At 60.8% G+C, this 14,648-nt stretch carries 13 protein-coding genes and 2 tRNA genes; 8 read left to right on the forward strand and 7 right to left on the reverse strand.

Annotated features, from left to right (window positions below; all coding sequences use genetic code 11):
- Window positions 1–47 precede the first annotated feature (47 nt).
- The gene (locus P0Y58_12605) at window positions 48–1,331 is read right to left on the reverse strand and encodes an FAD-binding oxidoreductase (protein ID WEK32985.1); all 1,284 of its coding nucleotides are present in this window, start codon (window positions 1,329–1,331) and stop codon (window positions 48–50) included.
- Window positions 1,332–1,533: 202 nt separating this feature from the next.
- Between P0Y58_12605 and P0Y58_12610 the strand changes: the two genes are divergently transcribed.
- The 4 genes from P0Y58_12610 (at window position 1,534) to P0Y58_12625 (ending at window position 3,092) form a co-directional block, all read left to right on the forward strand.
- Window positions 1,534–1,610, forward strand: a tRNA-Val gene (locus tag P0Y58_12610).
- A 171-nt stretch (window positions 1,611–1,781) separates the two neighbouring features.
- Window positions 1,782–1,858: transfer RNA gene (locus P0Y58_12615), tRNA-Val, on the forward strand.
- Between the two features lie 132 nt (window positions 1,859–1,990).
- A complete protein-coding gene (locus tag P0Y58_12620) occupies window positions 1,991–2,560 on the forward strand; it encodes an SPOR domain-containing protein (protein ID WEK32986.1) in 570 nt (189 codons plus the stop codon).
- 106 nt (window positions 2,561–2,666) lie between these two features.
- Complete coding sequence (locus tag P0Y58_12625; protein WEK32987.1) at window positions 2,667–3,092, forward strand: GTP pyrophosphokinase; 426 nt, start codon at window positions 2,667–2,669, stop codon at window positions 3,090–3,092.
- 86 nt (window positions 3,093–3,178) lie between these two features.
- Here the strand turns inward: P0Y58_12625 and P0Y58_12630 are convergent, their stop codons facing one another.
- Window positions 3,179–3,421, reverse strand: a complete 243-nt coding sequence (locus P0Y58_12630) for a DUF1654 domain-containing protein (GenBank protein WEK32988.1) — start codon at window positions 3,419–3,421, stop codon at window positions 3,179–3,181.
- Window positions 3,422–3,505: 84 nt separating this feature from the next.
- Complete coding sequence (locus P0Y58_12635) at window positions 3,506–4,423, reverse strand: LysR substrate-binding domain-containing protein (GenBank protein WEK32989.1); 918 nt, start codon at window positions 4,421–4,423, stop codon at window positions 3,506–3,508.
- A 225-nt stretch (window positions 4,424–4,648) separates the two neighbouring features.
- Between P0Y58_12635 and P0Y58_12640 the strand changes: the two genes are divergently transcribed.
- Window positions 4,649–5,947, forward strand: a complete 1,299-nt coding sequence (locus tag P0Y58_12640) for a dicarboxylate/amino acid:cation symporter (protein ID WEK32990.1) — start codon at window positions 4,649–4,651, stop codon at window positions 5,945–5,947.
- 11 nt (window positions 5,948–5,958) lie between these two features.
- Window positions 5,959–7,437, forward strand: a complete 1,479-nt coding sequence (locus P0Y58_12645; protein WEK32991.1) for an amino acid racemase — start codon at window positions 5,959–5,961, stop codon at window positions 7,435–7,437.
- Window positions 7,438–7,518: 81 nt separating this feature from the next.
- Here the strand turns inward: P0Y58_12645 and P0Y58_12650 are convergent, their stop codons facing one another.
- The 4 genes from P0Y58_12650 to P0Y58_12665 form a co-directional block, all read right to left on the reverse strand.
- The gene (locus tag P0Y58_12650; GenBank protein WEK32992.1) at window positions 7,519–8,508 is read right to left on the reverse strand and encodes an Ldh family oxidoreductase; all 990 of its coding nucleotides are present in this window, start codon (window positions 8,506–8,508) and stop codon (window positions 7,519–7,521) included.
- A gap of 22 nt (window positions 8,509–8,530) precedes the next feature.
- Complete coding sequence (gene dctA / locus P0Y58_12655; GenBank protein ID WEK32993.1) at window positions 8,531–9,832, reverse strand: C4-dicarboxylate transporter DctA; 1,302 nt, start codon at window positions 9,830–9,832, stop codon at window positions 8,531–8,533.
- A gap of 263 nt (window positions 9,833–10,095) precedes the next feature.
- Entirely contained in the window at window positions 10,096–11,265 is a 1,170-nt protein-coding gene (locus P0Y58_12660) for a UxaA family hydrolase (protein ID WEK32994.1), read from the reverse strand.
- A gap of 2 nt (window positions 11,266–11,267) precedes the next feature.
- Window positions 11,268–11,552, reverse strand: a complete 285-nt coding sequence (locus P0Y58_12665; GenBank protein WEK32995.1) for a UxaA family hydrolase — start codon at window positions 11,550–11,552, stop codon at window positions 11,268–11,270.
- A gap of 135 nt (window positions 11,553–11,687) precedes the next feature.
- Between P0Y58_12665 and P0Y58_12670 the strand changes: the two genes are divergently transcribed.
- Entirely contained in the window at window positions 11,688–12,428 is a 741-nt protein-coding gene (locus P0Y58_12670) for a GntR family transcriptional regulator (GenBank protein WEK32996.1), read from the forward strand.
- 189 nt (window positions 12,429–12,617) lie between these two features.
- Window positions 12,618–14,615, forward strand: coding sequence for a TonB-dependent receptor (locus P0Y58_12675; protein WEK33323.1), 1,998 nt, complete (start codon window positions 12,618–12,620; stop codon window positions 14,613–14,615).
- The last annotated feature ends 33 nt before the right edge of the window (window positions 14,616–14,648 follow it).

Below are 14,648 nucleotides of genomic sequence, written 5' to 3' on the forward strand. Positions count from 1 at the left end.
ATTCTGTGGGAGCGGGCGTGCCCGCGAAGAGGTCAGGCCTGTTTACATCAGAAGCCCAGGCGATCGCGCAGGCTGTAGTACCAGGCGCCGAGGGCGCTGAACGGTACGCGCAGCATCTGGCCACCCGGGAACGGGTAGTGCGGCAGGCCGGCGAAGGCGTCGAAACGCTCAGCCTGGCCGCGCAGGGCCTCGGCCAGCACTTTGCCCGCCAGGTGGGTGTAGGTCACGCCGTGGCCCGAGCACCCCTGGGAATAGTAGATGTTGTCGCCGATACGGCCAACCTGCGGCAGACGCGACAGGGTCAGCAGGAAGTTGCCGGTCCAGGCGTAGTCGATCTTCACATTCTTCAGTTGCGGGAAGGCTTTGATCATCTTCGGACGGATGATCGCCTCGATGTTGGCCGGGTCACGCGCGCCGTACACCACGCCGCCGCCGAAGATCAGGCGCTTGTCGCTGGTCAGGCGGTAGTAGTCGAGCAGGTAGTTGCAGTCCTCGACGCAGTAATCCTGCGGCAGCAGGGTGCGTGCCAGTTCTTCGCCCAAAGGCTCGGTGGTGATCACCTGGGTGCCGCAAGGCATGGACTTGGAGGCCAGTTCCGGCACCAGGTTGCCCAGGTAGGCGTTGCCGGCAACGATGATGAACTTGGCGCGGATCTTCCCTCGTGGGGTATGCACGACCGGGTTGGCACCGCGCTCGATGCGTACCGCCGGGGTTTGTTCATAAATGATGCCACCCAGCGACTCGACCGCAGCCGCTTCGCCCAGGGCCAGGTTCAGCGGGTGAATGTGGCCGCCACTCATGTCGAGCATGCCGCCAATGTAGCTGTCGCACGCGACCACTTCGCGTATGCGCTTCTGGTCCATCAGCTCCAGCTGATTATGGCCATAGCGTTCCCACAGGCGCTTTTGCGACTCCAGGTGGCCCATCTGCTTGCTGGTGATGGCAGCGAATACGCCACCGTCTTTCAGGTCGCACTGGATGTTGTATTTGGCCACGCGCTCACGAATGATGCGGCCGCCTTCGAAGGCCATGTGGCCCAGCAGTTGCGCCTGCTGGGGGCCGACGGTGCGTTCGATCACGTCGATGTCGCGGCTGTAGCTGTTGACGATCTGGCCGCCGTTGCGGCCCGACGCGCCGAAACCGACCTTGGCCGCTTCGACGATGCTCACCTTGAAGCCGTTTTCCAGCAGGAACAGGGCGCTGGACAGGCCGGTGTAGCCGGCGCCGATGATGCACACATCGGTTTCCACCTCACCCTGCAGCGCCGGACGTGGCGGCACCGGGTTGGCCGAGGCGGCGTAGTAGGACTGGGGGTAGGGGGTGTTAGCCATGCTGCGGGAACCTCGTGTTTTATATTTTTAACGAATGTACCGATGCTATCAATAATAATAAACACCCGCTAGTCGTCTGGTGAAAATCCTTTACGGCTAACCGCCAGCCAGCCTCTATATAAAGAGTTTAAGATTCAGTAGGTTAGCTCGAAAAAAAGTGTTGACAGGGTTTTTGTAATGCGTAGAATGCGCACCACACGACAGGCACATAGCTCAGTTGGTTAGAGCACCACCTTGACATGGTGGGGGTCGTTGGTTCGAGTCCAATTGTGCCTACCAAATCGAAGAAGGGGTGATCCGAAAGGGTCACCCCTTTTTTCATTGTCCCTTTCCATGGGCGCCGCAAACCGCGCCATGGGCACACAGGGCTTACATCCGAAAGTTTTTGATTTTTCTCAAAAAAAAGCTTTACAGGTACGCATCGGATCACTAATATGCGCACCACACGACAGGCACATAGCTCAGTTGGTTAGAGCACCACCTTGACATGGTGGGGGTCGTTGGTTCGAGTCCAATTGTGCCTACCAAATCGAAAAAGGGCGATCAGAAATGATCGCCCTTTTTTCATGTGCGCGTGAAGCAGCGTGTAACGTTTGGTCGCGGTTCGGGGCATACCCCGGCGTGCTAGAATCCGCGCCTTCGAATCTGGAGGTACACGCGTGCGCAAACTGGCTGTGGTAATGGCAGTGCTCGCCCTGGCGGGCTGTGAGAACGAGGTCGAAGGCGTGCACAAACAGGTGGCCGAACACCTGCACAACCCCAAGACCGCCAAGTTCGGCAACGTGCGGATCGACACCCAGGGCACCATCTGCGGCCAGGTCCGCGGCAAGGACGATGCCGGGCAGTACGAAGCCTACCGCAGCTACGTGGCGATCAAGCGCGACGGCCAGTACGACATCATCGTCGACGACAGCGGCAACAACCTGCGCATCCGCGAGGTGTGCGGCGGCGCCGACCTGCAGCGCCGTGCCGATGCACTGGCTGGCCAGCCGGCACCCGAGGGCTGGGATGTGGAAGTGATCCAGGGTGCCAACATGGGCGCGCTGAGCGACATGACCGCACGGCTGATCGAAAAGGGCATCCCGTCTTCGGTGGAATACCGCAACGGCAAGCCGGTGGTGCTGATGGGCCCGTTCCCTACCCGTGAAGAAGCGCAGGCGCGCAAGGACGACGTGATGGCCAAGCTGGGCACCGACTCGGTGGTCATCCAGCACGGGGCAACCCGCTAAACCCTCTCCTGCAGGGGTAGCGCAAGCTTTGTCAGGCGTGTGTTAGACATTGTTCACACAAGTTTGGCTATGCTTGGGAGGAAGATGCCGAACGGGGAGGGGCCTCATGTCTACACTGGAGCGGGCCATTGCCGTGGCCGCCAGGGCGCATGAAGGGCAATTCGACAAGGGTGGGGTGGCGTACATTCTCCACCCGCTCCGCGTGATGATGCGGGTGTCCACACCCGAGCAACGGATTGTCGCTGTGCTTCACGATGTGATCGAGGACACCCCGATGACGCTGTCCGACCTGGCGCGTGAGGGGTTTGCGCTAAAAATTCTTGCCGCCTTGCTGGCGCTCAGCCGCCGTGAGGGCGAGCCTTACCAGGACTTTGTGGTGCGCCTGGGCGATGACCCGTTGGCACGCACCGTGAAGTTGGCCGACCTGGCCGACAACAGTGACCTTTCACGCATTGCTTGCCCAGGCCCCGCTGACCTGGCGCGGCTGGTCCGTTATCGGGAAGCCAGCGCCTACTTGCAAGCGCTGGCCTGATGCTCAGCCGCACGGCTTGAGGTTGACCGGCCCGACAAACGCGTTGACAGGCAGGCAGCCGCCAAAAACGAAACGCTCATACGCGATCAGTCTTCCTTGGGCACAGTCCAGAAAATCTGCACACCGCCATCGTCGCGGTGGGCGACGGTGACGTTGTCGTTTTCGGCGATTTCCTCCAGCAAGCTTTCCCAGTCTTCGGGGCTTTCCTGTTCCAGCCGGAAAATCAGCGCCGCACGGCTGCGCTGAGCGGTGGGCCCGTTGATGATCTTCTGGATGCGTACACCCAACTGTTCATAGCTGCTCGGAGTGGCGGAGGCGGTGCTGGGCACAGGCATTTCCTTGTTTTTGCTGTATGCGCATACAGTATTTCACTGTAGGTAAAATCGCAACTGCTTGTCAGGTGAAAACTGTGCTCAAGCCTGGGCGGATGCGTGTGCAGCGTTGTCCAGGGTATTCCACAGGCTTCTCATGGTGGGGTTCTGGTTCAACAGCGAGCAGTACGAGCGGATTTCCAGCCGAGTGCTCCATTCGGCGCCACCGGCTTGCACCAGCAACCCTCTTTCCAGTTCATCCTGCACAGCGCTGTAAGGCAGCCAGGCTACCCCGTAGCCCTCTACCGCCATGCGCACCAGCAGCATCGCCATATCTGCCTCATAGCACCGTTCCAGCGGTGCACGCTCAGGGGCGTTGCGAATGACCACGTCTGCGACTTTGCCAAGGAATGTGGTGGCTGTGTAAGCCAGGTGTGGAATGGGTTTGTTGTTTGCAGCAAGCGCGAACAGCGGCTTGCCATGCGCATTGGGGGCGCACACGGGGATAAACGCGTCATGCCCCAAGGCCAGGCTGGCGAAGCGTTCAGGGTCCAGCGAGATGGGTGTCAGCGGGTGATGGTAGACAATCATCAGGTCACAGCTGCCTTCTTCGAGGGCGATAACGGCGTCATTGATATTGGCTGCCACAACCCGGGCATTGAAGCGCTCGTTGTGCTGCTGGAACTGGCTGAGCCATTTAGGCAGGAAGGTCATGGACAGGCTGTGGGCTGCGGTGATCTGGATAGACCGCCCCGGCATGCGCTTGACGTCCCGAAGGTTGGCCCGTAAGGCCATCAGTGCGGCGAGTGCCTGGCGAGATTCATCGCAAAAGGTCTGGCCAGCGGGGGTGAGCTGTACCGGGTACGTAGCACGGTCAACCAGCTCGACACCCACCCATTCTTCAAGAGAGCGAATTCGCCTGGACAGCGCGGACTGCGTCACGCACCGCACCTCGGCGGCGCGCGAGAAATTCTTCCACTCGGCGATCGCCAGGAGGTCGTCCAGCCACTTGATCTGCATCGCGAATCTCCTTCACCAGGCGCACAGTGTAAGCGTGTTCGCGCGAACGCTGATAGCAATGACGAAAAACTATTCCGAAAACGCATAGGGTCAGCCCTATTACTCATCAACTTGCTTTTCGCCTGGCGATAAACTTGCCCAACACCCACTCGGTAAGTGGGTGTGCCTGTCCCTATTTCAATCCTGCCAAGTAGAAAAAATAGAACATCACTTGAGGAAACTGTCGTGAAAAATAATAAGCTTCCGCGCCGCATCGCCATGGGTATTGCCTTGGGCGTATTGGTCGGTTGGGCATGTCATCATTTCGCAGGCAGCGAGCAAGCCGCGAAGGAAATGGCTGCGTACTTCAGCATGGTGACGGACATCTTTCTGCGCCTGATTAAAATGATTATTGCGCCGCTGGTGTTCGCCACGCTGGTGGGCGGGATTGCCAGCATGGGCAATTCGCGCTCGGTCGGTCGCATCGGTTTCCGTGCCATGGCCTGGTTTGTCTGTGCTTCGGCCATTTCATTGGCCATCGGGATGGCGCTGGTGAACCTGTTCGAGCCAGGTGCGGGTATAAACATGCAAGTCGCACCGCATGCGGGTGCCGCTGCAATTCCGGTGAATACGGGTGACTTCAGCCTGAAAGTATTTATAAGTCATGTGTTCCCGCGCAGTATTGCAGAGGCGATGGCGAATAATGAAATACTTCAGATCGTGGTCTTCTCATTGTTCTTCGGATTCGCCCTGGCTGGTGTCAACCGTGCTGGCTACACAAAGATTGTTGACTGCATCGATGAATTGTCGAAAGTCATGTTCCGCATCACTGACTATGTGATGGCTTTTGCACCCATCGGGGTATTCGCGGCCATCGCCTCGGCCGTCACCACCCAAGGCCTCGGTTTGTTGGTTGACTACGGTAAGCTGATTGTCGAGTTCTACCTGGGTATTCTGCTTCTGTGGGCGGTGTTGTTCGGTGTGGGCTACCTGTTTCTGGGTAAGTCGGTCATCACGCTTGGCAAACTGATTCGCGAGCCGGTCCTGTTGGCGTTCTCTACCGCCAGCAGCGAGGCGGCCTACCCGAAAACAATGGAGGCGCTGGAAAAATTCGGCGCGCCCAAACGAGTGTCCAGCTTCGTCTTGCCATTGGGCTACTCGTTCAACCTCGATGGTTCGATGATGTACCAGGCATTCGCCATCATGTTCATCGCCCAGGCCTACAACATCGATCTCAGTTTTACCCAGCAGGTGTTGATCCTCTTGACGTTGATGATCACCAGCAAGGGCATGGCAGGTGTTGCGCGTGCTTCGGTGGTAGTGGTCGCTGCGACCTTGCCGATGTTCAACCTGCCAGAGGCTGGCCTGCTACTGATCATCGGCATCGATCAGTTCCTCGACATGGCCCGTACGGCTACCAATGTCGTTGGCAACAGCATCGCCACGGCGGTAGTTGCCAAGTCCGAGCCACAGTCCGAGCCAGAAGAGGCCAATGAGATAGTCGCTCAAGCGCCCACCCTCGACCGCCCTGTATCGCTTGTTTAAGGAATTTGCTGATGAAGTCGAAGAAGGCAGCAGGGGAGCTACCCCACGCATACAAGATCGGGATTGTTGGTGGGCTTGGATCACTCGCGGGCGGCGACCTGTTCTACAAGCTGGTGAAATCGCGGGCCGTGCTGGCGGACCAGGGGCGATTTCATTTCCTGCTTGAACAGCATCCCTTCAAGGGCGTACAGCTGCCTTTGGACGCTGACGCAAGCATGACATCGCGAAAGTTCTACGCATTCGAGGTGTGCAGGTCGTTTGAAGCGAGCGGTGTAGATGCAATCATGCTGCCGTGTTTTGCCAGCCAGACCTTTCGTGCAGAGATTCAGGAAGAACTGGGCATTCCTGTACTGGACATGATGGAAAGCCTGGTACGGCACATTCGCCAGATCGCCGTGCCGGGCAGCACGCTGGGTGTGCTTGCTTCGGATTACGTGCGCCATTCCGGGCTCTTTGAGCGTGCGTTGGGCGGCGAGTACGCAGTTGTGTATCCCGACGCGCAGGCACAGGTCGGCCTGATGCAGGCCATGTACGGGGGCAATGGCATCAAGGACGGGTATCTGGACGGGGTGCCGCTGGAGTCGGTCTACCAGGCCTGCCTGTCAGTACAGGCGCAAGGCGCGGCGCTTATCGTGCCTGGCATGACCGAGCTCTCACTGGTGTGTGCAGACTTGCAGCGCCGGGGCATCACTGCGCTCGATATCAACGACCTCTATGCCACCTATGCAACACTGGGTTCGGGTGCGCCACGTGCCCTGCCATTCAAGCTGGGTATCGTGGGGGGCGTTGGCCCTGCAGCGACGGTTGATTTCATGGGCAAGGTGGTTGCCAGCACGCCGGCAGGTCGTGACCAGGACCATATCAAGATGGTGGTGGAGCAGAATCCGCAAATACCGGATCGTACGGCCAATCTGCTGCACGCTGAGGCGGACCCCACAATGGCCATGTACGCGACCTGCAAGCGCCTGGAGAGCGCGGGTGCCAACGCAATTGCAATCCCGTGTAATACCGCGCATGCGTTTGTCGAGCGTATCCAGGAGCACCTGCGCGTGCCGATCGTCAACATGCTCACGGAGACGATCGACTGGATAAAGCAAACCTACGGTTCCGATAAAACGATTGGTTTGCTGGCTACTTCAGGAACCGTCGCCAGCCAGGTGTATCACCAGGCAGCCAGCCGCGCAGGGCTTGAGCTGATCGTGCCGGCGCCGGATTACCAAAAGCTGGTCATGGAGGCTATCTACGGCGAGCGCGGCGTCAAGGCAGGGTTCACTGACGGGCTGTGCCGGGATGAGTTGCTGATTGCTGCCGAGCACTTGTCGGAAGTAGGCGCGCAGGTCCTTATTTTGGGATGTACGGAGCTACCCCTGTTGCTCAGTCACTGTGATGCCTACGACCTCAATGGCAGGGCTGTCGCCCTTGTGGACCCGACGATGATCCTGGCCCGCAAATGTGTAGCGCTGGCGCATAAGCTGCCTGCTGAGAATTGAAGCTGTCTCTGGCCAGGGTGATGTCATGGATAGCGTGGTTGGTCGGAATCCTGGGGCGCAAAGCGCCCCCGGGATCTAAGTTCAAACGCAGCTTTTCAGCCGGTCCAGCAACGCCTGCGGCACCTCGATGAAATCACTGTGTTCTTGCCGTTCATGTATCCGCCGCTGCCCTGGCAAGCGCACGCCCGGTTGCGCCAGCATGGCGGTGAACAGCGCTTCGACATGGCTCAGGTAACCGGGGCCAAAGCGCTGCGGGTCAATCAGCAACAGCAAGTGCGCCACACCCGGTGCATCCCCCTGCGCATCGAAGAACGAACTGGCCTGGAAACCGAAATGGCTGCCGGTCAGGCCCGCCGTCAGCAGTTCCACCATCATTGCCAGCGCGGCGCCCTTGGCATCGCCCATGGGCACCATGCTGCCGGCCAGTGCCGCCTGCGGATCGGTCGTGTCATTGCCGCTGCTGTCGATCGCCCAGCCGGCCGGAATCGGTGTGCCCGCTTGCCTGGCCAGCATCACCTTGCCGCGCGCAACCTTCGACAGCGACAGGTCGATGACAACCGGTTCTGCATGCTGGCGCGGCGAGGCGAAGGCAATGGGATTAGTGCCAAACAGCGGCGTTCGTCCACCCCAGGGGGCCATTGCTGCTGGCGCATTGCTAAGTGCCAGTGCCAGCAGGCCCTCGCGCGCGGCCCTTTCCACCGGTTGCCCGGCCACACCGAAGTGATGCGAGCGGCCGATGGCCAGCGCCGCAATGCCGAGGCGGCGGGCCGTGGCCATCGCCGGGCCCAGGCCAGCGTCGATGGCCGCAAAGGCCAGGCCGTGGCAGGCGTCCACCCGCACAACTGCACCTTCGAGCACCACGCTGGGCTCGGCCTTGGCGTCAACCTTGCCGGTGGCCATCTGCTCCAGATAGAACGGCAAACGCGACAGACCATGGGAGGGCAGGCCTTCGCGTTCGGCCTGCACCAGGGCATGGGCGCAACTTTGCGCGGGGCTTTCCGGCATGCCGGCGCTGCGCAGTGCCTGCATGGCAAGGTCGTGTGCCTGCCGAACGCTGATTTGTACCGTCATGGGTTGGCTCCTTGCAGCGGATTCAGGGTTTTTTCTGCGACAGGTTCAGCGGTGCCGGATCAAGCGCAGGCAAGCGGCCAGGGGCAGCCAGTTCGGCGCGAGCCTTGGCCAGGTCGAGCTTGCCCTCCCAGCGGGCAATCGCCAGTGTGCCGACCACGTTGCCCATCATGTTGGTCAACGCCCGTACTTCATTGAGAATGCGGTCGATGCCCAGAATCAGCGTAATCGCTGCCACTGGGATGATGTCGTGGCTGGCCAGCGTGGCGGTCAGCACGATCAGCGCCGCACCGGCTACCCCTGCGCCGCCCTTGGAGGTGATCAGCAGGATCACCAGCAAGCTCAGTTGCTGGCCCCATGACAAGTCGATGTTCAGCGCCTGAGCCAAGAACAGCGAGGCCATGGTCAGGTAGATGGCGGCGCCGTCGAGGTTGAACGAGTAGCCGGTGGGCAATACCAGGCCGATCACCGATTTGTCGCAGCCCAGCCGTTCCAGTTTCTGCATCAGCCGTGGCAGGACCGACTCGGTGGTGGAGGTGCCCAGCACGATCAGCAGCTCTTCGCGCAGGTACTTGATCAGCGACCAGATGTTGATCCCGCAGGCAAAGCTGATCGAGCCCAGCACAATACCGATGAACAGCAGGCTGGTGACGTACAGGCAGACGATCAGCAAGCCCATCTGCTGCAACGCCCCGATACCGTACTTGCCAATGGTGAAGGCCATGGCGCCGAACGCACCGATGGGGGCCAGCCACATGATCATGCCGACGATGCGCAGCAGGGTTTCGCCAAACTGTTCGATCACCTTCGCAGCCAGCCGGCTGCGCCTGGACATGCCGGACAACGCCACACCGAACAGCACCGAGAACAGCAGCACCTGCAGCAGGTTACCGCTGGCGAAGGCGCCGACCACCGAGTTGGGGATCAGTTGGGTCAGCAGGCTGGAGGACTCCTGCGCGTGCACCTGGTCCAGGTATTGCGACATGGCGCCGCTGTCCAGGCTGGCCGGGTCGATGTTCATGCCGGCGCCGGGCTGTACCAGGTTGGCGATGATCATGCCCAGCAACAGCGCCAGGGTCGTCACCACCTCGAAGTACAGGAAGGTCTTGAAGCCGACCTTGCCCAGTTCCTTGAGGCTTTCCATGCGTGCGATGCCAATGGCCACGGTGCAGAAAATCACCAGGGTGATGAGCATCTTGATCAGGCGGATGAACGTATCGCCCAGCGGCTTCATCTCGACCCCCAGCGAGGGCCAGCAGTAGCCGAGGGCAATGCCGGCGATCAGGCCGATCACCACCTGGACATACAGGTTCTTGAGGATTTTCACGGTTGTTTCTCCATGAGCGGATACCCCGCGCCAATCTGGCTGATCAGGGCAGTGCAGCAGATTCGGGTTGTGTACGCGGCACGCGGGCGCTCACTACGGTCGTCGTGGCTGCGTGGGCTTGGGGAGAAACACCGGAGGGGGCAGGGCAGCGGGGCAGAGCGGTTTCATGAAGGTCTCCATTTATGGTTGTTGTGAGACGTACTTCTTGAACGCAGGCAGGAGCAAGCGCCGTTGCCTGAGGATGCAGGCAACGGCGCGGCAGGTCAGGCGCTTTCGAACAACCGGGTCAGCACGAACTCACGGTGCCCCAAGGCTTCTGCGGCAGTGTAGCGACCGTTGGCGGTACGCATCAGCATGTCGAGCAAGCGGTCGCCGGCATCGTCCATGTTGATTTCGCGGCGCAGCAGGCCGGATACATCGACATCGATGTGTTCACCCATGGTGCGGAAGGTTCGCGGGTTGGCGCAGATCTTGATCACCGGCAATATCGGGTTGCCGATGACGTTGCCCTGGCCGGTGGGGAAGAAGTGCGCCACATAACCGGACGCTGCGCACAGGGTGACCATTTCTGCCGCCGCAGACGACGAGTCCATGAACCACAAGCCAGGCCCGGTCGGCGCCTCGGCCTTGTCCAGCACACCATCCACCCGGCATTTGCGGCCGATTTTCTGGATATTGCCCAGGGCCTTTTCCTCGATGGTGGTCAGGCCGCCTTCGATGTTGCCCTTGGTCGGCTGCGACTCGGACAGGTCGCTGGTTTTCCAGCGGTCGATCATGGCGCTGTAGCGGTCGAACATGAACTGGAACCGCTCGCGTACTGCCGGGGTGCTGCAGCGCTCGGCGACCAGGTGTTCGCCGCCCGTCAGCTCGGAGGTTTCACCGAACACCAGCGTGCAGCCCTGTGCGTACAGCTTGTCGAAGGCGTTGCCCACGGTGGGGTTGGCGCCGCAGCCGGAGGTGGTGTCGGACTCGCCGCACTTGGTCGAGACCCACAGTTCGCTGATAGCGCACTCCTCGCGGCGCAGCTCGGTGGCGTACTGCACGAATTCGCGCGCTTTGCGTGAAGCGGCGCAGATGGTGTTGTGGTCGCCGTTCTGTTCGATCCAGAAGCCTTCCGCCGGCTTGCCGCTGGCGCGGATGCCGTCGACCACGCGACGGGTCCAGCCGGGCTCGATACCGATCACCACCACCGCAGCCACGTTGGGGTTGCAGCCGGTACCGATCAGGGTGCGGAAGTGCAAGTCCAGGTCCTCGCCGAACTGCAGGCGGCCATAAGGGTGGGGCAGCCCGAGGGTGCCCTTGATGTTGTTGGCCACCGCTTCGGCGGCCGCATTGGAGATGTCGTCCACCGGCAGGATGATCACATGGTTGCGAATGCCCACACGGCCATTGTCGCGGCGGTAGCCCAGGAAAGTGCGTCCGTTGAGTTGCATGCTTACCACCTCTTGGTTTTGACGTTGTGGACGTGCAGATGCTCGCCTTCGCGGATGGGCTTGATCACCCGGCCGATGTCGACGCCGTACTTGATCACCGTATCGCCTTCCTGCAGGTCACGGATGGCCAGCTTGTGGCCGATCGGGATGGCGTCACGCACCACGAATTCCAGGGTCTGGTCCTGGTCCATGACCCAGCCTGTCAACTTCTGGCCCGCCTGCACGCCTTCGACTACTACGACGCCGACGGCGTCGTCGGCATCGTGGACGACAAAATCAATGCTCATTGTTGTTCTCCTGTGACGGTCATTCATATGCCGTAAGTCATGTATAGGACATAGGTTATAGGATAGTCAAGGCGCTCTGCTTTTTTTGTGTTTGGGGTATACTTGCGGCCTACGAACTGCCGACGACAGATGACCATGACCGACGCCCTGCAGAACCCGCAAAAGGCCCCGAGCTTTCAGCCGCTGTACATGCAGATCAAAGACTTGCTGATGGAGCGCATCCATTCAGGTGAATGGTCGCCCGGCACGTTCATCCCCAGCGAGGCGGCGCTGGCGACCACGTATCAGGTCAGCGTCGGCACTTTGCGCAAGGCGCTCAACGAGCTGGTGGCCGAGAACGTGGTGGTGCGTCAGCAGGGCAAGGGGACTTCGGTCGCCACCCATGATGGCGACCATGCCTTGTTCCGCTTTTTCAACATCTGCCGCCCCGACGGTGAGCGCTGCCTGCCGGTGTCGATCGTGCTGGGGCGCAAGGTTCGCAAGGCCAGTGCCCAAGAGGCGCAGGCGTTGGGCCTGCAGCCGGGTGCCAAGGTGATCCACATTTCGCGCACCCGCGAGCTGGAGGGCAAACCGGCCATCTACGAGGACATCCTCCTGTGCGCCGAGCGTTTCATTGGCCTGGACAGGCAGCCCGAAGTGTTGCCCAACACGCTGTATCGCCTGTACCAGCAGCGCTTCGGCGCCACCGTTGCGCATGCTGATGAGCGCATCTTTGCCATCAGTGCCGACGCCAGTCAGGCGCAAGCGCTGGGCGTTGAAGTGGGGGCGCCGTTGTTGCAGATCGTGCGTATTGCCCTGGATTACCAAGGCAGGGCGATCGAGAAACGGGTGTCGGTGGTCAGCACACAGGGCCACTGCTACGTCAATAGAATCTAGGGCCTTTGGCCTGATGCCAATCAACCCGTTTGGGCCGCGAATCGGCCTTGATGGCTGCCGGATTTATGGAAATTTCGAATGTCTTCACGTGTTTTTCGCCAGCCCGCCCGTTGCGGGCAGCTGGTGCTACTTGCATTGGGCGTCAGCGCCCCATGCCTTGCCGCGGCCGATAGTGCTACCACAGTGCTCATGCAGCCTCTGGTGGTCACCGGCGCCTATGCGCCCACCAGCACATTCGACCTGCCGTTTTCGGTGGATACCGTTGACCTGTCCCACGGCACTGATGGCCAGCTTGGCGTCAACCTGTCAGAGGTGCTGAGCAAGGTACCTGGGCTGGTGGTGCAGAACCGCCAGAACTATGCCCAGGACTTGCAGATTTCCTCACGCGGCTACGGCGCACGCTCGGCCTTCGGCGTGCGCGGCATCAAGCTGCTGAGTGACGGCATACCGGCCAGTACGCCCGATGGGCAAGGGCAGGCAGCCACGCTGAACCTGGACGTGGCCGACCGTATCGAAGTACTGCGCGGCCCGGCAGCAACACTGTACGGCAGCAACGCCGGTGGTGTGATCCAGATGTTCACCCGGGACGGGCAGGGGCCCGCACGCGTGGGTGCCGAAACCACGTTCGGCAGCGACGGTTTCAACAAGAATCACCTGTCGGCAGAGGGCGGTAACGACACCGCCGGTTTCGTGCTGGATGCCTCGCGGCTGGATACCGATGGCTACCGCGACCACAGTGCCGCACGCCGTGACCAGACCTTCGCCAAGGTCAATTTCAAGCCCGACGACGACTCGCGCATGGCGCTGATCTACAGCAGCCTGGAGCAGAACAACACGCAGGATCCGCTGGGGCAAACCTGGGATGCCTACAAGCATGACCCGCGTTCCACAGCGGCAGTGGCCGAAACCTACAACACCCGCAAAAGCATCGACCACCAGCAACTGGGCATGAACTACGAGCGCTACTTTGGTGATGCCACGCTGCAGTTCAACCTGTACGCGGGGCGGCGCAGCGTGGTGCAGTACTTGTCCATCCCCAGAACGGTGGCCTCCAACAGCCAGCGTGGCGGCGGGGTTGTCGCCTTCGACCGTGAATTCCACGGCGGCACTCTGCGCTGGATACAACCGGTTGCCGACGTGCCTGGTGATTTCACCTTCACCGTCGGCGCCGATTACGACCAGAGCAAGGACGACCGCCGCGGCTACCAGAACTTCAGTGGCGACCAACTGGGCGTGAAAGGCGAGTTGCGCCGTGACGAGAAAGACACCGCCACCAGCCTGGATCCGTACCTCCAGGCGCATTGGGAAATCGGCAACTGGACCAGCGAGCTGGGGCTGCGCTACAGCACCATGGAAATGCGTGTAAACGACCATTACCTTGCCAACGGTGACTCAAGCGGCTCGAAGAAGTACCAGCAAGCCACTCCGTCGCTGTCGGTGATGTACGCGTTCACGCCGGACCTGCGTGGCTACGTGAGCGTCGGCAAAGGCTTTGAAACCCCTACGCAAGCCGAGATGGCCTATGCGCCGGGCCTGGCCGAAAGCTTCAACTTCGGCCTCAAGCCAGCCACCAGCATGCAGTACGAGATGGGTGTGAAGTACCGGCTTGGCGAACGCACACGTTTGAACGCGGCGGTGTATGAAATTCATACCGATGACGAAATCGTCGTGGCTAGCGCAACCGATGGCCGCACCAGCTATCGCAACGCAGGGCGCACTGTGAGGCGTGGCTTTGAGGCGAGCCTGCAGAGCGACCTGAGCGAGCAGTGGCAGGCGAGCCTGGTGTATACCCGCACCGATGCCCGCTACGCCGATGACGTCAGCCAGACCATCGAAAGTGGCAACCGGCTGCCAGGTGTGCCGCTCGACAACCTGTATGGCGAGCTGGTCTGGAAGCCTGTCTCGTCCATCAGCATGGGGGTTGAAGGGCAGTACCGCAGCAAGGTCTATGTAGACGACAGCAACAACGCCAAGGCTGCACCTGCCTATGCGATATTCAACTGGCGGACCCGGTTCGAGCAGCATGTCGGCCCTTGGACGTTCCACCAGATGGTACGGTTGGACAACCTGTTTGACCGGCAGTATGTAGGGTCCGTTATTGTCGGCGACAGCAACGGGCGCTATTACGAGGCAGCGCCCGGGCGCTCGTGGTACGCGGGGGCGGGGCTGGAGTACCAGTTCCGCTAGCCGGCAAGCGTTTGCGCACTCCAGGTTCCGCAG

The organism is Candidatus Pseudomonas phytovorans (assembly GCA_029202525.1).
Taxonomy (GTDB): Bacteria; Pseudomonadota; Gammaproteobacteria; order Pseudomonadales; family Pseudomonadaceae; genus Aquipseudomonas; species Aquipseudomonas phytovorans.